This window comes from Nostoc sp. NMS7, from assembly GCF_017115085.1.
Classification (GTDB): Bacteria; Cyanobacteriota; Cyanobacteriia; order Cyanobacteriales; family Nostocaceae; genus Nostoc.
Genome location: NZ_JABXKJ010000031.1, coordinates 1 through 17,326 on the forward strand (window position 1 = coordinate 1; position 17,326 = coordinate 17,326).

Sequence of the window (17,326 nt, forward strand, 5' to 3'; positions counted from 1 at the left end):
AATCCTCCTGTGTTTGTTATTTTAAGCACTGCATAGCCTTAACTGAACCGTATTGGATTATAAACGGTCTGGAATTGCCAATAACGTTACTGTAGGAGTGCTGGCAGTAGCGGCAATGATGTGCGGTGCTAAGTCCTTCACCGGAACACAAATTAGTTTAGTTGAGTACTGTTTTCGCCCCAAGCACAAACCCAATTATTGCACAACTAATAAACGTTACATCATGCCCGAAAGTGAGTTTTACGCCGAGACTTACGCACCAGCTAACCCAGAATTTCAGCGTGAAAGTTTTCTGCCAGCGAAGGCTACCCGACTAAGAACAATTCCCCCAAGTAATCCTGATAAACCTTGGTGGGGATTGGGTGCAACTGTGTTAATGACTGGTGCTTACGGACTGAGTAAAGCACGAGAAAAACGATTAATTCAATTGATGCCAGAATACCGAGAATCTACCCGCACAGACTGGCAGATTAACAAGCTTTGGCACGGATTGCGATTACATAAAGAAGTATACAGTGCTGAACTAGATTACGAATTTCACCAATGGGCTGAAAATAGAAAAGCGAGAGGGGCGCAATTAGCCGCGATGTCACCCCAAGAATTAGCTATTTATCAACAGCAAGTCAGACTACAAGCTGAAGTCCAAGCACAAGCACAATTACAAGCAATTAATAGCCAGCCAGCGCTCACAGGTCAAACTTTAAATGATGTTACCCGTTCCGATGACAAAGTTTCTGGGACTGAGCAACAGGCAATCACACCCAACGATGATTTGGCTATTGGTCAGCGCATCGTTGATGAATTAGTTTCTTCAAAACTCAGCACATTGTTAGCGGCTCCCAGTGGTGCGGGGAAATCCGTAACGCAAGCATTCTGGGTAAGTAAATTATTTGAAAAATTCCCCGACGCTGATGTGTATGTCATTGCTCGGAAGAATGACAGTTTTAATGGACTGAAAAAAAAGGGCAAGGTTTTTATTTATGATCCATCATCACCAGAAGCAGCACTAAAAGCGCTGGAGATAGTTCATGGAATTTTTCTGAAGCGATCGCAATATCCAGAGCATGATCGTGAGCAGTTCAAAACTAAACCAGTCCGGTTAATCTTGGCTGACTGGTATTCAATCCACAAGGGCAACTTTAAAGTGGCTGGTGAGAGATTCACTGTTGAACAAATCAAGGGCTGGATGTATGAAATTGTGGGGGCAGGTATGGCGGACTGGATAGCCGAGGGTGTTATCAAACTAAATCAGATTTAGCTGCCTTGAGTGTCTGGTGTCTCCCCTGAAAACCCCCCGATTTGGGCAGACACCAGACACCAGCCACCACGGACACCAAACGCTCAAATCCTTGTACAGCAAAGACACCACGAGACACCACCGCAGACACCATCAGACACCAAGTGTCTTCTGTGGTGTCCATAGAATTAATCCTGCTTGGAATTTAAATAGCCCCTTAAAACCTCATTCCAGATATTCAAAAAACCATGATTCGCATCATCAAAATAATGTTCATAACACCGACTGAATCTGTGACTGATACGGTTCACATAGCATTGCAATATCCACAATCTATAAAGCTTCTTAATTTATCAGACACGCCAGCACAGCACTCTGCTATTGAATGCCTATTGGGTGAGGCTTCATGAGTAATCCTAAACCATTAACGCCCCAACAATTAGCAAGACTAAGAGCATTTATTTATGCTGTACCAATTTTAGATCATCAAGAATTTGTCGCCAAATGGGATGTAAGCCGTGAGTTAATTTCACAAATCTGTCATGTTGATATTCGCACCTGTAATAGCTGGTTCAGCTTAGGAGGTAGCCATCAAGAACCTCAGCTTTACCATTTGTGGTATTTAACAATGGCGGATATTATTTTAGATGAGTATGAATATCTGCCAGAATCCTTACAAACGGTGCTGAGTCCTGATGATTTTTAAAGGCAGTAAACATAATTTAGCTTGTTGCAAAAGTCAATGATAATTCATCATATCTTTTGCTATCCGACTTAGTTAAGCTGGTTTTTGATTTTTTGAGAATAATTATGTCTCTTACTTCTTTTCTAGAAATACCAGACGTTCGAGCTAAATTCAGCCTTGAATTTCAAAAACCAAAATTTGATGTAAAACGAGAATTATTAGCACCCCTAATTTTAGAAGGACATTCTCGGTTGATCGGCACAGCCGCAGATTACCTTTTAAGATTTTATGCAAAATATATTAACCCTCAAGCTGAGGAGGACGAGGGGGGATGGGCAGCAGAACGAGCTTTAAGGGTGTTACAACGACGAGGAGAAAATAACCTTTATGAGATTGGAAATGTAATCGTTGCAGAGGCGAGACACAATTATCTAAACTTTTTGGAGACTGGAAAATTTTCAGATGAACTGCTCAAATCTACTTTATTGCTTGCAAAGCTAGATCCACTGACGCGCCGGAGTGATTATATTGTTAAAAATCTGGAATTTATAGATAAGGAAGATATTGCAGACTTAAGGAATTTAATTAACATTGTCGAGCCTAATGTTTTTAGGACACAAGGGAGGGTTCTTTTAAATCCTGATTTTGGCCCAGGCAGTCTTCTAGTTAAAGGAGCAGATGCGGATTTAATTTTGGATGATCTACTGATTGATGTCAAGACGACAATAAAACTTACTTTGGATCGAAAAGCCTTTGACCAATTGCTGGGATACTACGTTCTATCGCTAATTGAAAGACGATTTGACCCAGAGATTGAAGAGATAAGGCGATTAGGCATATACTTTAGCCGTTATGCATACCTCTATGAGTTTCCTGTAGATCAGGTTATTAATCCTCAAACTTTTCCGCAATTTGTAAAATGGTTTGAAAAAAGAGCGCAAGAAATATAGAAATGGATGGTAAATAACAAAGCCGATTACGCTCCCGAACAATTTTAAAACTGACGACTAGCTAATTTTCCCCACACAGCGCCAAAATTCACGTATTCGTTCTCTGAAAATTCCCTATGCCTTTATGGTGTGGGGAATTGTTGTTATCTCATTGCCAATATACTCTGTAAGTTACAGAGTGTGCAAGTACTGATTTCAGGAAATACGGAAAATTGTAATTTACAGACTCTGTACGTAATCATAGGCTTTCTGGGCTTTGATTTTCGCAACAAGATGGTGGTGCAATATCTGAGGCAACACATAAGCTATTGTCAATATTGAGAACAGCGCTATTGAGTGGGAGGAGTGTGGAGTGTGTCAAAAATTATTGTATAAATATAATAGTGTTCTTTCATCGCTGCAAACAACCATGTCTAACATTCAAAACAATAAAATCAAAACACAAGTAGATGATCTAGTAGATAATTTATTTGTAGAACTGAACGATGAGGACGAACTACAAGTTATTAGAGGCGGAGCCAGCTATAATCCAAGCACAATAGATTTTGATGTAGCTCTTCTAATAACTTCAACAGATATCCCTATTAATGGTGGTACCGTTCGAATAGCAGAAAAGATATAAGAGATGGCATCACTTTTTAGCTTTATGAGCGACTTTCGACTCATATACTAAATCAATTCTCAGATGGGAGCATAAGTACGAAAATGGGCGAGTAAATTACCTGTAGTGAACTACCCGACAAGCCAGGGTAAGCGCATCTTGTCAGTAAGAAAGCCCTAATCTCAATAAAGACCCAAGTAATCGCATTAAGTACAGCTTATTGATAATAGATTAGGCGATCGCTATTAGCCTGTAGAAAACAACCGAACTATAAAACCCTATTATATCCTTAATACATTAAATGTATGTTTTGTCAATACAATTTGAGATGCGCTTACCCTGGTTATTATGCCTCTCAAGGAAGCTTTTATTTTACAATCTCTTATGACATTACAGATATCACAGCGCCAAAAGGACACTTACCTGCATGTATATTAAGGTCTGCTCTAAGGCATAGTCCACTTGAATATGGTAGATGTCGCTGGGGTACAATTAACGCGGGTGCGTTTTCGATTGGCCACAAAAGAAGAGATGCTGAATCATATATTGCTCAGTGGTGTGGAACTCAGTTAGATGTTTTACAACATATTCACTTGAAGCTAAGTTGAATCTCCTGGGGGCGTTTTTGTATCTCCCTGTATTTCAGTGATAAATCTGTCCAATACTTTGACTGCGCTTTTATATTGAGGGGCTGATGGGGCAATTCTCCCCCTGCCTGTGGTCAAGGACTTTAAAACGCGATCGCGCATTTCCTGATAATCTGGTCTAGTTTCTGGTCTAGCTTCTTCAACAACTTGTCTATCTTCCTCTGTTGCTGACTGTCTATCATCTTGTCTAAATTCTGCTAGCAATCGCCGTTCAAACTCTTTTAGGCGTTTGTCTAGTTTAGCGTCTATAAGTTCGTCTACTTCCGCCAGGATTGCCTCTAGAGAAGCTGTGTCAGTGGGTGTGGTAGTTGTTGGTTTGCCCAGTGCGCGGAGAATTGCGTCTAGCACGAATTGGCTGGCGGTTGTGTTGCGATCGCTGGCTGCTTGTTTAATATCGTCTAGCAGCGAGGGGTGTTTGTCTAGCCGAATATTTAATTGTGGGCGGAGAGGTTTATCGGTCATAGAAGGGTCTATCTAGTTGTCTAACAGTGCAACTAGATTAAACACTACAGTTTTTTTGAGATCATTAAAAAATCAACTTAGCCTAACGTTTCTGTTCGCTGCTCACCAGCACCTTCATCATCCGGTCTGTTCAAGGAAATCTTGTGAACTCAGGTGAATCTGCTGCTTTGCTACATTTCCCACTCAAGAGCGATCACACTTACGGGTTAATCTGGCGCTAGCCATTAAAGGAGAAATGCTGAATTATTTAAGCGGTACAATTACTGATGACTTTGAACATTAACAAAGGCTAATTTCATATAAATAAGTGACAATAGTAGTTAATAAAAAAATATGCTCAGTTTCGTTAATTTTTTCAGTGATAGAAAGTTAATCATGACTTTTAAAATATCCTCTAAGGCTTCTAAGTAATAAGACAAAATTAATTACACAAAAATCTGGACTGAAATACTTAACTGGCAAAGGATTGGTAAATAAATAATATGTAATTAATTCTGTCTAGGTACTTATAAAACTTTTTAATTTACTGATAGTATCTCTCTTGGAAAGGCATTATTATGCGTTATTTAGCTTCCATTGGTCAAAAGCCCTTATTTGGTCAGCAATTACTCTATCTCCACTGTCAAGAAGTTGATAAGTACACTTGGCAACCAGTTAAAGAAGAAGTAGCAATTGACATCAATCATAAGTTCCCATCTGGATCACTTATAGTTGCACATATAACAGTTACCAGTCATCGAGTGCAGCGTATTGAAGAGGCTACACAAGCAATCATTTCCACATTGCATGGATTTTCTAAAATCGGTCGTCAATATCGAGAATTGTCCCAAGATATTGAAGCGTGGAAAGCCTCAATGCAGATTCAAGCTGAAGAGTTGCGTCGTCGAGAAGAAGAATTAATGGAACGTGCCGAAGCCTTAAAGCTAACCTTGGTATGTACGCTTCAGAATGCTGATCATCTTGCCATTCCCCAGTCTTTTGATTACTACCTTAATGGTGAAGAAATCTCTTGAAGTTGAATTATTACTGTCCGTTCGCTGATTTTGAATAGACAACAGGAATTAAAGTCTTGAAGAAAATAGAATTGACATAAGCAAATGTAAAGGTTTTGGCATTTAATTATCCGAATCCTTCAACATACCCGTTAACAATTCCGACATCTCCCACAGGTCTTTATTCCGGTTGTCATCATAAATCATCAGCGTTCTGGGGTCAGCATGACGGCTCAATTTCTGCACCTTTCTGATATTCCCATCAGTGGCATCCAGCGCCGCCTTCATCAGCTAATTTCAAAACCAATAGAGCTATTCCAAAAATACGCACTAATGGAATTACTCTAATATTGCCAATGCTTCCCTGATTTGATCTTTAATAACTCCACCCTTATTGGCGGGTAGTGGCAGTGCCGAGTTAAGTAGCTTAACAGCCTTTTTTAATTTGCTCCGTATCTGCTTCAATGCCAAATCTTTATCTGCAATCTGCTGCTTAGTGTTAGGAACTTCTTGAATTGCTACTAACTGACCTTCTCTAACCTGACCTACCAATTCGTCAATCTTGGCGCTGGCACTGGGATATTCTTGCAGCCATTTTACGGTTTCCTCAAATAAGGTAAAGTTGTGCCGGACTTTTGGTTTGTTCCCCTGCATAAGTGACTCTGGACCCAACCTTAAATTCTCCTTGGAATTTGGGTGTAGAGTTCTTTTCTCTTTGCCAATAGTTCCGCGCTTTAATTTGCTCATATTCCATTAGTGTGTATATCTGGATAAAGCTATTCTAGTATAGTTTCAAAAGTCGGTTTCTCCAATAGTGTGTATAACTAGGAAAGCTAAGTGGACTAAATACGCCGACGAACCGCGAATACCGCCCCCGATCATGGCGATCATTATTCTCTGTTGGCTTGGTGACTTCGGCACAAAAAGTGCCACTGGTTTGGGTTCGTGATGCTAAATGGTAATACGGCTGAACTGGTCAAAAGCCAATAAAAATTAAATTTACAATCTTGCTACAGCACTTATCCACAACGCCCGATCAAAATAAAGACAGTTGTCCTGGCGATACATTTCCCCTGCGTCGCGTATGAAAACTGAGGTGACAAGCTGTGCATAAGGCATATAAGTTTTCTCGACGATTATCTTCTGGCATAAAATTTTTATGATGTACTGTTAGTGTTAGCGCCATTCTAAGAGAACGAGTAAGTTCGGACGTATCATCATCTGGGCGAATGCACTGTAAGCCACACAAAGAGCAACGCCAGCCCACCGATTGTTTGACTTCCAGAGCAATATCTGACCAATTTCCTGGATAACGTGACTGAGATTTTTTGGGCATTTCCTGATTCTAAAAATGCGTTGCAATTTAATTATCAATTCTTGGATAAGAGTAATCTACTATAAATGGAGTTCAACATAGTTAGGGGTGGGCTATGTGGTTTTGGGAAAAGGAATCGGTTGAGTACGAGGTATTTAAGAAATACGAACCAGCGCTCTTATCTATCGGTGTTAATTTTGCAGATGCCGAAGTCCAAGATGCACTTGAAGGTTGTTCGTATGACTTAGAGGATGCCTTGCGAAGTGCAATTGAATATGCTCTGTGGTTGAGTGAACATGAGAAAGAGATTTTCCCCAATGCTTTATTGATCCGTGCGCTACAGGATAACTGGAAGCCGAAAGCATGGCGTGATGAATATTTAGAAAGGGAGATGTTCTCTTCGCCTGGGCAACGGTGGTGGAATGCCTCAGAAAAAATGTGGGGACGCGATGTGCGGAATCAATTGGTTGTTGATGTATTTTTTGACGGAGGTGGAGAATTTATCAAATTTAGCAACGGTAAAGAGATCCTAGTAAAAACTGCATGGGTCTGGGGGTGGGAACGATTGCTGGAATATGCCAGCCCAATATCTGTTTATCGATAATGACTATCCGGGACAGATCAGTATAGAAATCTCTCTTGACAATTTCGCGGTCGGAATTCAACTGTTTACAGACAGTCTACGGTGAATAAGCGTTCGATTTCGACTCTTCGGGTAATTTAATTGATATAAGGATTTACAAGTGTGCGATTCCTGAAGCTGAATTTATCGCACCGTAGACGATCGCTTTTCCCAATTTGGGAAAAATCGTGCCTGCCCTCTCTCCATTATTAGGTTTTTATATTGGGCGATCGCCTTTTCCCGCAACCGGAAATAATGATATCACGCCTGATATCAATGCCCCCTACCAAGATATTTATGAATGCGGGGCTTTTGTTGGGGAGTGGGATGAGGGCTTGATAACCGATTGCTGCGGTTGGCTGAATTTAGCACAAGAACACTTCACTACCTGTAGTGCCAGTCAGCAATCAAGTTGGCACTACTTGGAGTAACCCCTAAGCCTTGTATAGAGAGAAAGGATAGATATTTGCCAAACTTATCAATGGGGCTGAAATTGGGATTTTGAGGGTGTGAATGATAAGCGTGGCTTAACTGGGGTAATTTTCGGGGTGGATATTCACGAAACCATCAGGGTTTGGGAGAATGGGTAGTGTTGGTATTTTGACGTATAATACGAACAGTTGTAAATAGCCAAAATGCTGGTACGTCGTAAGAATAAGGATTACAGGTCACGGGAATATCTTACAGTACGTGAGGTAAACAGCATACTGCGAGCGGCAAAAGTTTACGGACGGTACAAGGTGAGGAACTATGCGTTGATACTGTTAATATTTCGCCACGGTTTGCGGGTGTCGGAAGCTTGCGATTTGCGATGGGATGCGATTTCATTTTTAGATGAGGAGATTTTTATCACGCGTAAAAAAGGTAGTGATAGCGGTGTTCATCCGTTGCCTGTAGATGAAATCGAGGCATTGAAAGAATTAAAGGAATTAAATATTGGTGGCAATTACGTTTTTATTGGGGAAAGGGGAGAGAGGTTAACCTCGGCTGCGGTACAAAGATTGTTGACTAGGTTGGGGGAAGTAGCTGTGTTAAACATCAAAATCCATCCGCACCAGTTACGCCATGCTTGCGGTTACTACCTTGTGAATGAGGGGCATAGTACCAGATTTATTCAGGAATTTTTAGGACATCGGGACATCCGCCACACAGAAAAATATACGAAAGTTAATTCCAAACGCTTTTCTGGCATCAAGTGGAACACAATTGATTGAAAAACTCATAGAGTCATGCAATTATCCCAGCGTTAATGCCCCTAACGGCATATCCACCACCAACCGTCGATGTTTTAACCACTGGCGACCAAGTAAAACTTCTGGCACTCCTTCACCCACATGGACAGGAATATCAAAATCTTGTCCGTCGATTCGGACTTTCCCTAAATAAATATCAAATTCTGCATCTCCTTGGGCTGTAAGCATTGTTTGCTGTTCTACATAAATCCAATCAAGTGCTTCTAAATCCTGGTTATTAATTGCCAGCCACCAAGAAAAACCTGTATCAAAAAGTGCTTCTACTGGTATTTCTAATCCATCAGCAGCTATCAACTCTATTTCAAAAAATAATTCATCCTCATCACCGAACTTGCCCGAAATCATATTCTGCCGCACACCCCAGTTTCATTGATGCGGAAAACGTGCAGTTTGGCATTTGGGTATTTTTGATGTGCTTTATCTGCAACAAAAAATGCATCCTGGTCAACAAAATATTCTCCACTTTCGGGTTCGACTGCCATGTACCAGTTATAATGAGTTTTAATTAATTGTGGTTGTACCTGCTCAAAAATTGACTGGCAGCGCTCAAAAAATGCTTGGCGTTCAGCTTTCCATTGTGCTTTGTGGTGTTCTGACCACTGAATTTCTGGAAAAATCCTACCCCGGCGTACTGTACGAGCAGACTTGGCTGAAGTCATAGTTAATTATCTGTTGAGCGCAATATCTATATTTTGCACCATTCTCGCAAGGGAAAAGCGATCGCGATGGAAGTGAGTATTTTATCGCCTAATGCTTGCACAGAACTGTCATTTAAATCCAAAACATCATAAAAATCTAATTCATCCTCAGTTGAGCGTAAGTATTAACTGAGGATGAATTAGCTTTACAGATTTATTTTTAACTAATTATAGTTTGACTCAATGGGAATGCAATCTACCGTTTAAATTCCTAAACGTTTGCATTCGCTATCCATTAATTGGTCGTACATTGCCAGTTTTGAGTGAATCGATTCGTACAACTTGGCTAAATGTTCGGGGTCGCACTGGCACTTGTTGACCATTTGCTTAAACCATTTAAAACTCTCTTTGTCACTACGTCCAGCTTTGAAATCTACAAGAACACCCCAAAGGCATTCACTTCCTGTAATGGGTAGAAACCCCATTGAGACTGCCTCTTGTTCTGCAAAAAGGTTGTACCGTTGGATGATTTTGCGGTTGAGAGTTCCTTGTTGTGGTGTCATGAGTTTGGGGTCAAATCCATTTTTCTGGTTGCGTTTATTCTTACGAGGTTTTGTCATATCTATTCCTCAATTTTTTATTTGAAATATGCAATCATATTATAGTATATTTGTACTATAAAAATAAAACTTATTTTTTGATAATTAACTTATGCGCGATCACTTTGGGCGTTTCTGTTTGCCCCATCTTCGCCTTCATCAAAGGCACAATCACAATGTTTGACCTACAAGAGTATTATTGTACTGAACCATAATCTGGAACTTGCCCAAGGCATTCGAGCTCAGTTGCGAGGCTCGACGGTGTTAAACCTAGTCGCGGTGCTAAGTTTTCAGGAGGTAATGCAAGGAGTTCAACTTGGGGCTGTTGGTGTGGGTACGCTTGTCTTCTTTGTTTGGGTTGACTGTTATATCGAGTTGATGAAATAGCCCGTGACAATTTTTCCAACTGCCCAGAGATAGCCTCTAGTTTGGTTTCTAGCTTCAACTCCAGCTGCAAAACCGATTTACTGCTAGGCGCAACATCGATATCAAGATTGCTATCAAACCTAGAGAGCAATTCCTCTAATCCTTGCAGCAAGGCAATTGTATGTCCCTCTCTGTGCAGTTTGGATAGTTCCTCTGGCTCAATGTTGGAATCTTCTCGAAAGTCCAAACAACTATCCCCCTGTGGCCCTGCTGGGTGAACGGCACAGACTATGTGGGGATTATGGGGATTAAGGAGGCAGCGATGCCGAAGGCGGGCTACGCCTACGCACTCTGGTAATTTCGGCATAGTACCAGTGTACTGCCACAAAACAGCGATCGCTCTTGAAGCTGGCTTTTTCTCTAAGAATTTTACGGGGGCGACACCGATAGCGTAGCGTTAGCGACGCAGGAGCGTCACAGCCCCTTAAAGTAGACATCGCTTCTTGCGTGAAACTTTGACTCTCTTCTCTTCTTAGGCTGCGCCAACGAGATGCTCTGCGCGTTCGCTTGATGGCTGGGCTGTATGATAGATAAAAATAAAAGCCCCGATGAGTTTATGGGGGCTAAGGTCTAGAAGGATGTCGCATTCTAGAATCTGAGAAATTTTATGAAGTTGTGTGGAGTGGCTTCTACTATCTACTACCTATTAATCATGTGCTAAAAGTAAAGCACATCCAATAGCAATCCCAATAACTAGAGGCCATAAACCTCCAATCACTCTTGCTTCTTCTTCTTCCGATAAATTCTGGAGATAGTTATCAGAATGAGTTGATACTAAATCTGCAATTTTAATTCTATTCATCAGATTAATTCCATGCTGTTGATTTAAATCAAGGACAGTTAACTATCCTTGATTTAAATCGTAGTTTAAAAGTAAAAAAAATCCTCCTATTCTCCGAAGATAAAAAAATATTAATAAACCTTTTATGTCACTAAAAAATGCTAATTTATTTCCGAATTTCCGAATTTTGAAGCTGCAAAATTTATAGAAATATTAATCTGAAAGATGGAATTCAACGGGGGAACTTTTTGTAAGTGTAATTTCCAAATATCGGAACATCAAAATTTAGGTAAAATCTCAACAATGCTTCTCATATAGATAATTTTTGTTGCTGATTTGAGGGAAATATTGATGACATAAATAAAACATATTTGTCCCCAATATAATTCCAATGAACTGATTGTAGAGCCAAAGCGTTTCTTGCCGCCGTTAGGCATTGCTGACAAGCATTTACAAGCGAACGCGAGTAGCGTCTTCTAGAGAGGAAAGTAGGCGATCGGACTCTGGTAATTTCGGCATAGCACCAGTTTATCCAGTACAGGTAGCGATGCCTACGGCGGTAAACTACGCTGGAAAGGCAATTTTTCCTCTAAGAATTTTATGGGGGCGATCGCAGAATGCTCATTAACTAGCCGGATTGTAACGCTGCTTGTAACCTCTCTTGCAATCGGGTATATCGCTCCTGGGATTTTGTAGAACGAACGCACATACTTATTGCCTTCTTGCTCCCAATAATAATCGCCAGTTTCTTGGCACGGGTTAACCCCGTATAAAGTAAATTCCGAGTCAGCATCATGTAATGTTGCGTGTACAAAGGCAAAATCACTACTGGGTATTCAGATCCCTGCGACTTATGTATGCTAACGCTCCAGGCTAAAGCAAGCTCATTCATGTCAGCATAATCATAAGTAACTTCGCGCTCTTGGTACTGTACAATTACTTCCTGTTCCTCGGTATCAATAGTAGTAATAAATCCCACATCGCCGTTAAAGACTTCGCGTTGATAATCGTTAGTTAATTGAATTACTCTGTCACCAACTCTAAAAATAGTCCCACCCCTGGTTACTTCAATTTTTTCTGGACTAGGTGGATTAATCAATTGTTGCAGTACATTATTGAGATTGCGTGTACCGACTAATCCCCGTGTCATTGGTGCAAGCACTTGTACATCACTAGCAGGATTAAAACCAAGCCGAGGAATAAAATCAGTAATCAACTCGCTAATTGCCTGCACTCCATGTTCTGGTTGTAATCCTCCACCATGCCAAAGACAATCAGATTCAGGTGTGTCAGAAATTGATTCAATGTTGGGATATTGTCCCCGGTTAATTAGATGCGATGCAGTAATGATTTTGCTAGTAGCAGCTTGGCGAAATACTTGAGTGAGGCGCACCACAGGCACTTGACGCGAATTAATTAAATCAGCCAGCACGTTACCCGCACCTACCGATGGCAATTGGTCAATATCTCCCACCAACAGGAGTTGGGCATTGTCTGCCACAGCTTGAACCAAAGAATACGCTAGAAACAAGTCGAGCATACTAGCTTCGTCTACAATAATTGCACTATGGGGTAAGGGATTAGTGCGATGGCGTTTAAAACTGCGAGTTCTGGGGTCAAATTCCAGTAGGCGATGAATGGTCTGAGCTTCTAGTCCCGTCATCTCGCCTAATCTTTGGGCAGCCCGTCCAGTTGGTGCAGCCAAGGCAATTGATTTACCCATTGCCTTCCACAGACTGACTATGGTGCTAGTGCAGAATGTCTTACCGACACCAGGGCCACCTGTAATTACTGTGAATCGAGAGTAAGCAGCCATCTCTACTGCTTGTTGCTGTTCGGGTGATAGTGAAACTTTGCGGCTACTGCTAAAACGCTCTAACCAAGCGCGGACGCGAGGAATATCAGAACTGATGGTGCAGGTGAGGCGATGGCTACGCCCGCCGCAGGCATCGCGTACCAATTGGGCTAAGTTTTGTTCGGTGTAAAAGTAAGTAGGCTTGTAGCAATTGAGCGTTTTATCGGCATCACGTTCTCTAATTAGCTCATCTTTCAAAGCCATATCTTTGATAGTCACAGCGATTGCATCTTCTGTCGGTTGATGCTCCTGGGTTGTGAGCAGTTTAATCACGTTCTGACTCAGTTCGCTCTGTGGTAAATAGCAATGTCCATCTTCTGCGGCTTCACTCAATACATGGGTCATCCCTGCACAGTAGCGAAACTCAGAATCTGCGGGAACCCCTAAATTACGGGCTATTTTATCAGCAGTAAGAAAACCAATGCCATAGATATCAGTCGCTAGCTGGTAGGGATTATGAGTAACTGTATCTATGGATTTATCACCATACTGCTTGTAAATTTTGACTGTGTAAGTGGTGCTAACGCCGTGACCTTGCAGAAATACCATCACTTCTTTAATGGCTTTTTGCTCATTCCAGGCTCTTTGAATCATGGCAATGCGCTTTTTGGCGATGCCGTTGACTTCGCTCAAGCGCTCAATTTGGTTTTCAATAATATTTAGAGTCTCTATCCCAAAATGGGCAACTATCCGTTTAGCAGTAACAGGCCCCACACCTTTAATTAGACCGCTACCTAAATACTTCTCAATTCCTGTGAGAGTTGCAGGTTTGGTTTCTTTGTAGTTAACAACTTGAAATTGCAAACCATATTGGGGATGTTCGCGCCAAAAACCAGTTAATTGCAGCGTTTGTCCTGGCTGGATATCTGCAAAGCTACCAGTAATTGTAGTTAGTTCCTTTGCGCCAGAGCGTTGCAAACGTGCCACAGTATAACCTGACTCTTGACTATAATAGGTCAGGCGTTCCACGACTCCGGTAATTGATTCGTGCTTGAGAGTCGCGTTGACTTGTTGCTGGTTTGGCAGGGGTGTGGTGGACATCACTTTCAGGAAACGGCGCAGCTATTATACTCGATACTCACTGTTCTATGAAGCAATGAGGTTAACCTTAATAGTATTTTTGTACTATATAAGAAATTATGGAGAATAGCGTAGTTTACCGCCGCAGGCATTTGAATTTCAGGAAATAGGCGATCGCCTTATGACTAACTGATGCTAAGGCAATCCGCAATAACTATTGACTATGGACTGTTGACTATGGACTAATGACGGCAGGACTAATTACCATGTGACCAATGACTAACCAAACTATTCATGTTGTAGCTCGTTTTGTGGCCTTACCAGATAAAGTAGAAGAACTCAAAGCAATATTATTGGGACTGATTGAACCAACAAGACTTGAAGCAGGTGTGATTAAATATGAACTTTTACAAAATCAATCACAGCCAACAGATTTTACTTTTGTAGAAGAGTGGGAATCTGCGGCAGCACTGGATACTCATTTAGCGTCACGCCGTCTGCAAGTACCAATAGCCTTGCTAGAAGGATTAATAGCTGCGCCACCAGATATCCGCCGTTATTCTATTTTGGCTGCGATCGCCTAGCCTAGTATCCAAGGAGTGGAATCTTGAAATGGTTGCAGACAGGACAGTTGGTTCTTTAATTCTTCTCACCGGGGTAATAGGGCGATGTCTCCGGTGGGCGCTTCCGCCATCGCACTCTTTGATTTTCGGTATAGCAGCAGTGTACTGCTTTGTCACAAGCGATCGCTTCCTCGCTTGTATTTTATAGCTACTTTCTACCTCGAAAAGCGCATTTCTTGCTGGCGCATGGGCATAGCGTCAATTCTTGGGATACTACATAAAAAATATGTGTGATTCTGACACAACATTGACATTTTAATGACATATCTAAAAAGTACACAGTCAATTATAGTTTTAAAAAATCCCTATAATTTCTGTCTAGTAACTGCGCTGGTCACAAATCTGATATCGGTTAATCAAGTATTAACCAAGCTAGTGCTATTACAGGATTTTTTAGATAACTCAAAAAATCAGTGTGAGGTGAAAGTGAAAGTTTTTAACATATATAAAACTAGTATAGTTTCGGTATTGCTAGCTACACCCTTATGTGTTTTTCCTCTGAGAATACTTGCACAACAGCTTAATGCTGAACAGCCAGCAGTTATTTTTAATAGTGGTTCTACAAATACCTGTAAGTATAAAATTCGTGTATTGCCATCAGGAAAGGCAACTTATACTGTTTGCAACAGAAAAGGTGCAGGTGAAATTAAAGTAAATACAGCTACGAAATTTTTCAATGATATTTCAGCAGCGAAACCGTTGTCAAAATTACCGTACAAACCATGTGGTAAATCTGTTTCATTTGGTACGTCAACTCAAGTCAGGGATCAAGGGCAGAAATCTCCAGATGTTAGCTGTCCAAGTAATGATTTGAGAGTGACAAATCTGTATGATGACGCCAAAAGTATTCAACAGGAATTGAACTTTTCAACTGCCAAAAATCAATTGTCAAATTGAGCTATGAACATAGGGTAAACCGCACAGACGATGTGGGGGTTATGTGAGTAAAGGAGACAGCGAGGAGAGCGGCGGGCTGTGACGCTCGTTGCGCTAAAGCGTCTCCCCTTGGGAGAAGACTCGCTAACGCAACGCTTACGGTAACGCAGTTGGGAATTTTCATAAAATCAGCTTAACAAGAGCGCAGGCGATCGCTCCAGGTGTGTAACTTTTCCTTTAAGAATATCTGAACTACATTACTGACCGAGGAGTAATTTAGCTAACTAGTATTACTGCCAATAACGAAATCAAGCCAAAAAGTGACTAATAATTCAGATTTCTATTGACTACGAACCTAAAATCATTCTTCTGGGGTTGCTACTGCATTCCCTGGTGATTCCGGCTTTGAATCGGTTGAATGGCTGGCATCAGCTTTGTTGTGGCCAACGTTAGAAAGTTTGATGCTTGTAGATGAACATAGGAATAATCCAGCCTTACAGTAACGGGTTTTTAGAAGTTGTACCAGAGAGCGATTATTGGCAGATTGCAGCTATACACATCAATGGCCAAGCCTACTGCCCTACTCCTGGGCTTTATCGTTCAGAGAGAGTGGCATTAGCAAAAGCTGCACAAATTTATGATTGGCTAGCTGACCACGAAGGAGAAATTAGTAATGGGGCTTGCAACTGCGAAAAATTGAAACTCATCCTATGGCAGCAGCCGAAAGTATCTTAGTTGACCTTGTATCAATAGCTGCTTAGAGTAAGCCTGTAGTCCCTGCCTCAAGTGTGGGGATTTTCTTTGTAGGTGCGATGCCCTTCGGCGCTCCAAGAGTTGCTTGTCGCAGACATCGCCCCAAGGTATTTACTTCTCAATTTCCTCTCTACGAGCGCCGTAGGCATCGGTTGATTTTTCAGGGTGAGGGCGATTAATATTCTCAAAACTCAAATATTAAACAGATCAGGTCTATACAATCGTAAATCTCTTCCTAATTTACTATCGGCATCAAATCTAAATTGATAAAGTGGAATCATTTTAATTGAAGTAACTGGCTGGAACGGAAATAGTTTAAAGAATTGTTGAGCAGGCTGATGGAAGTAAATCGCTTGTGTCAAAACATTATCTGATTGAAATGGTGCTATCCTCGCTACATTGCTCCAAGGGGATCTAGTACAAAAGCCGAATTGATGCCACTCAATCCCTTCTGGTGAAATGACAATTTCACTGTTTGCAATTCCGATTAGAAAACTACCAATTATTAGAAATAGAATAAAACTGGATGCTAGCGTTGGCAGAAACATCGCCATTACTAAACAAAGAAATAAGCTAACAACAATAGTTATGCCTCCAATAGTAAGTAAGGATTTACGATTATTTTGATGATAAACCTGTCTCAAGCTCATTGGGCAAACCTATAAAACTCGAATCCACACGATTAGGACATTTTGCACCATTACCAGTATCAAAACAATCAAATCTTATAATTTTATAATTTTTAGTTAACTGAGCATAGAACCATCCAAAACCACTTGATAGCGATCGCTTGTGTAAGTTCTCTTAGCTTCATAGCGATCGCTTCTGTGCGGGTGCAAGAGCGCCATCGCTCCTCCTGAGTTTTCCTCGAAAAGTATTTTTAAGTGGGGCGTAGGCGCAGCCCCTTAAAGTAGACATCGCTCTGACTTTATCCTCGCTTGAATTAGAGCGATCGCCCCAGTTAGGGTCGAGGTGTGCATTACTGCATCAC

At 41.2% G+C, this 17,326-nt stretch carries 27 protein-coding genes; 13 read left to right on the forward strand and 14 right to left on the reverse strand.

Annotation, left to right across the window (positions count from 1 at the left end; genetic code table 11):
- The first annotated feature begins 52 nt into the window (after positions 1 to 52).
- A complete protein-coding gene (locus tag HWQ38_RS02380; protein ID WP_292789709.1) occupies positions 53 to 1,258 on the forward strand; it encodes a hypothetical protein in 1,206 nt (401 codons plus the stop codon).
- On the opposite strand, the gene HWQ38_RS02385 is transcribed toward HWQ38_RS02380, so the two are convergent.
- On the reverse strand, positions 1,239 to 1,421 hold the full coding sequence (locus HWQ38_RS02385) for a hypothetical protein (RefSeq protein ID WP_292789710.1): 183 nt from the start codon (positions 1,419 to 1,421) through the stop codon (positions 1,239 to 1,241). The two genes, HWQ38_RS02380 and HWQ38_RS02385, sit on opposite strands and share 20 nt — an antisense overlap.
- Positions 1,422 to 1,643: 222 nt before the next feature.
- Between HWQ38_RS02385 and HWQ38_RS02390 the strand changes: the two genes are divergently transcribed.
- The 3 genes from HWQ38_RS02390 (at position 1,644) to HWQ38_RS02400 (ending at position 3,494) form a co-directional block, all read left to right on the forward strand.
- Positions 1,644 to 1,943 carry a hypothetical protein gene (locus HWQ38_RS02390; RefSeq protein ID WP_292789711.1) on the forward strand — a complete coding sequence of 100 codons (300 nt, stop codon included), beginning with the start codon at positions 1,644 to 1,646 and terminating at the stop codon, positions 1,941 to 1,943.
- Positions 1,944 to 2,047: 104 nt separating this feature from the next.
- Entirely contained in the window at positions 2,048 to 2,872 is an 825-nt protein-coding gene (locus HWQ38_RS02395) for a hypothetical protein (protein WP_292789713.1), read from the forward strand.
- Positions 2,873 to 3,281: 409 nt separating this feature from the next.
- Positions 3,282 to 3,494 carry a hypothetical protein gene (locus HWQ38_RS02400; protein WP_292789715.1) on the forward strand — a complete coding sequence of 71 codons (213 nt, stop codon included), beginning with the start codon at positions 3,282 to 3,284 and terminating at the stop codon, positions 3,492 to 3,494.
- A gap of 578 nt (positions 3,495 to 4,072) precedes the next feature.
- Here the strand turns inward: HWQ38_RS02400 and HWQ38_RS02405 are convergent.
- Positions 4,073 to 4,582 (reverse strand): hypothetical protein, encoded by a 510-nt coding sequence (locus HWQ38_RS02405; RefSeq protein ID WP_292789716.1) that lies wholly within the window; start codon positions 4,580 to 4,582, stop codon positions 4,073 to 4,075.
- A 557-nt stretch (positions 4,583 to 5,139) separates the two neighbouring features.
- On the opposite strand from HWQ38_RS02405, the gene HWQ38_RS02410 reads away from it, so the two are divergent.
- Positions 5,140 to 5,595, forward strand: coding sequence for a hypothetical protein (locus HWQ38_RS02410; RefSeq protein ID WP_292789718.1), 456 nt, complete (start codon positions 5,140 to 5,142; stop codon positions 5,593 to 5,595).
- 102 nt (positions 5,596 to 5,697) lie between these two features.
- On the opposite strand, the gene HWQ38_RS02415 is transcribed toward HWQ38_RS02410, so the two are convergent.
- The 3 genes from HWQ38_RS02415 to HWQ38_RS02425 form a co-directional block, all read right to left on the reverse strand.
- Positions 5,698 to 5,862 carry a hypothetical protein gene (locus HWQ38_RS02415; protein ID WP_366933213.1) on the reverse strand — a complete coding sequence of 55 codons (165 nt, stop codon included), beginning with the start codon at positions 5,860 to 5,862 and terminating at the stop codon, positions 5,698 to 5,700.
- Positions 5,863 to 5,913: 51 nt separating this feature from the next.
- Positions 5,914 to 6,321, reverse strand: a complete 408-nt coding sequence (locus tag HWQ38_RS02420; protein ID WP_292789720.1) for a hypothetical protein — start codon at positions 6,319 to 6,321, stop codon at positions 5,914 to 5,916.
- 289 nt (positions 6,322 to 6,610) lie between these two features.
- Positions 6,611 to 6,910: an HNH endonuclease gene (locus tag HWQ38_RS02425; RefSeq protein ID WP_292789722.1), complete on the reverse strand. Its 300-nt coding sequence runs from the start codon at positions 6,908 to 6,910 to the stop codon at positions 6,611 to 6,613.
- A gap of 94 nt (positions 6,911 to 7,004) precedes the next feature.
- Between HWQ38_RS02425 and HWQ38_RS02430 the strand changes: the two genes are divergently transcribed.
- The 3 genes from HWQ38_RS02430 to HWQ38_RS02440 all read left to right on the forward strand — a co-directional run bounded on the left by HWQ38_RS02430 (position 7,005) and on the right by HWQ38_RS02440 (position 8,725).
- Complete coding sequence (locus HWQ38_RS02430) at positions 7,005 to 7,493, forward strand: hypothetical protein (RefSeq protein ID WP_292789724.1); 489 nt, start codon at positions 7,005 to 7,007, stop codon at positions 7,491 to 7,493.
- 206 nt (positions 7,494 to 7,699) lie between these two features.
- Entirely contained in the window at positions 7,700 to 7,942 is a 243-nt protein-coding gene (locus HWQ38_RS02435) for a hypothetical protein (RefSeq protein ID WP_292789725.1), read from the forward strand.
- A gap of 204 nt (positions 7,943 to 8,146) precedes the next feature.
- Positions 8,147 to 8,725 (forward strand): tyrosine-type recombinase/integrase, encoded by a 579-nt coding sequence (locus HWQ38_RS02440; RefSeq protein ID WP_292789726.1) that lies wholly within the window; start codon positions 8,147 to 8,149, stop codon positions 8,723 to 8,725.
- A gap of 21 nt (positions 8,726 to 8,746) precedes the next feature.
- On the opposite strand, the gene HWQ38_RS02445 is transcribed toward HWQ38_RS02440, so the two are convergent.
- The 6 genes from HWQ38_RS02445 to HWQ38_RS02470 form a co-directional block, all read right to left on the reverse strand.
- On the reverse strand, positions 8,747 to 9,109 hold the full coding sequence (locus tag HWQ38_RS02445) for an aspartyl protease (protein ID WP_292789728.1): 363 nt from the start codon (positions 9,107 to 9,109) through the stop codon (positions 8,747 to 8,749).
- Positions 9,106 to 9,423 carry a hypothetical protein gene (locus HWQ38_RS02450; RefSeq protein WP_292789729.1) on the reverse strand — a complete coding sequence of 106 codons (318 nt, stop codon included), beginning with the start codon at positions 9,421 to 9,423 and terminating at the stop codon, positions 9,106 to 9,108. Before HWQ38_RS02450 ends, HWQ38_RS02445 begins: the two co-directional genes overlap by 4 nt.
- Positions 9,424 to 9,665: 242 nt before the next feature.
- Positions 9,666 to 10,022, reverse strand: coding sequence for a hypothetical protein (locus HWQ38_RS02455; protein ID WP_292789731.1), 357 nt, complete (start codon positions 10,020 to 10,022; stop codon positions 9,666 to 9,668).
- A gap of 175 nt (positions 10,023 to 10,197) precedes the next feature.
- The gene (locus HWQ38_RS02460) at positions 10,198 to 10,734 is read right to left on the reverse strand and encodes a hypothetical protein (RefSeq protein ID WP_292789733.1); all 537 of its coding nucleotides are present in this window, start codon (positions 10,732 to 10,734) and stop codon (positions 10,198 to 10,200) included.
- A complete protein-coding gene (locus tag HWQ38_RS02465) occupies positions 10,676 to 10,864 on the reverse strand; it encodes a hypothetical protein (protein ID WP_292789734.1) in 189 nt (62 codons plus the stop codon). Before HWQ38_RS02465 ends, HWQ38_RS02460 begins: the two co-directional genes overlap by 59 nt.
- 209 nt (positions 10,865 to 11,073) lie before the next feature.
- Complete coding sequence (locus tag HWQ38_RS02470; RefSeq protein ID WP_292789736.1) at positions 11,074 to 11,229, reverse strand: hypothetical protein; 156 nt, start codon at positions 11,227 to 11,229, stop codon at positions 11,074 to 11,076.
- 415 nt (positions 11,230 to 11,644) lie between these two features.
- On the opposite strand from HWQ38_RS02470, the gene HWQ38_RS02475 reads away from it, so the two are divergent.
- Positions 11,645 to 11,836, forward strand: a complete 192-nt coding sequence (locus tag HWQ38_RS02475) for a hypothetical protein (RefSeq protein WP_292789737.1) — start codon at positions 11,645 to 11,647, stop codon at positions 11,834 to 11,836.
- On the opposite strand, the gene HWQ38_RS02480 is transcribed toward HWQ38_RS02475, so the two are convergent.
- Complete coding sequence (locus tag HWQ38_RS02480; protein ID WP_292789738.1) at positions 11,837 to 14,104, reverse strand: ATP-dependent RecD-like DNA helicase; 2,268 nt, start codon at positions 14,102 to 14,104, stop codon at positions 11,837 to 11,839.
- Between the two features lie 254 nt (positions 14,105 to 14,358).
- Between HWQ38_RS02480 and HWQ38_RS02485 the strand changes: the two genes are divergently transcribed.
- From HWQ38_RS02485 to HWQ38_RS02500, 4 genes are all read left to right on the forward strand, one after another.
- Positions 14,359 to 14,667 carry a putative quinol monooxygenase gene (locus tag HWQ38_RS02485; RefSeq protein WP_292789740.1) on the forward strand — a complete coding sequence of 103 codons (309 nt, stop codon included), beginning with the start codon at positions 14,359 to 14,361 and terminating at the stop codon, positions 14,665 to 14,667.
- Positions 14,668 to 14,695: 28 nt separating this feature from the next.
- Entirely contained in the window at positions 14,696 to 14,854 is a 159-nt protein-coding gene (locus tag HWQ38_RS02490; RefSeq protein WP_292789742.1) for a hypothetical protein, read from the forward strand.
- A gap of 110 nt (positions 14,855 to 14,964) precedes the next feature.
- Complete coding sequence (locus HWQ38_RS02495) at positions 14,965 to 15,603, forward strand: hypothetical protein (RefSeq protein ID WP_292789743.1); 639 nt, start codon at positions 14,965 to 14,967, stop codon at positions 15,601 to 15,603.
- A 450-nt stretch (positions 15,604 to 16,053) separates the two neighbouring features.
- On the forward strand, positions 16,054 to 16,317 hold the full coding sequence (locus HWQ38_RS02500) for a hypothetical protein (protein ID WP_292789745.1): 264 nt from the start codon (positions 16,054 to 16,056) through the stop codon (positions 16,315 to 16,317).
- Between the two features lie 47 nt (positions 16,318 to 16,364).
- On the opposite strand, the gene HWQ38_RS02505 is transcribed toward HWQ38_RS02500, so the two are convergent.
- Both HWQ38_RS02505 and HWQ38_RS02510 read right to left on the reverse strand, forming a co-directional pair.
- Positions 16,365 to 16,523, reverse strand: a complete 159-nt coding sequence (locus HWQ38_RS02505) for a hypothetical protein (RefSeq protein WP_292789746.1) — start codon at positions 16,521 to 16,523, stop codon at positions 16,365 to 16,367.
- Positions 16,524 to 16,526: 3 nt separating this feature from the next.
- Entirely contained in the window at positions 16,527 to 16,985 is a 459-nt protein-coding gene (locus HWQ38_RS02510) for a hypothetical protein (protein ID WP_292789748.1), read from the reverse strand.
- Positions 16,986 to 17,326 lie beyond the last annotated feature (341 nt).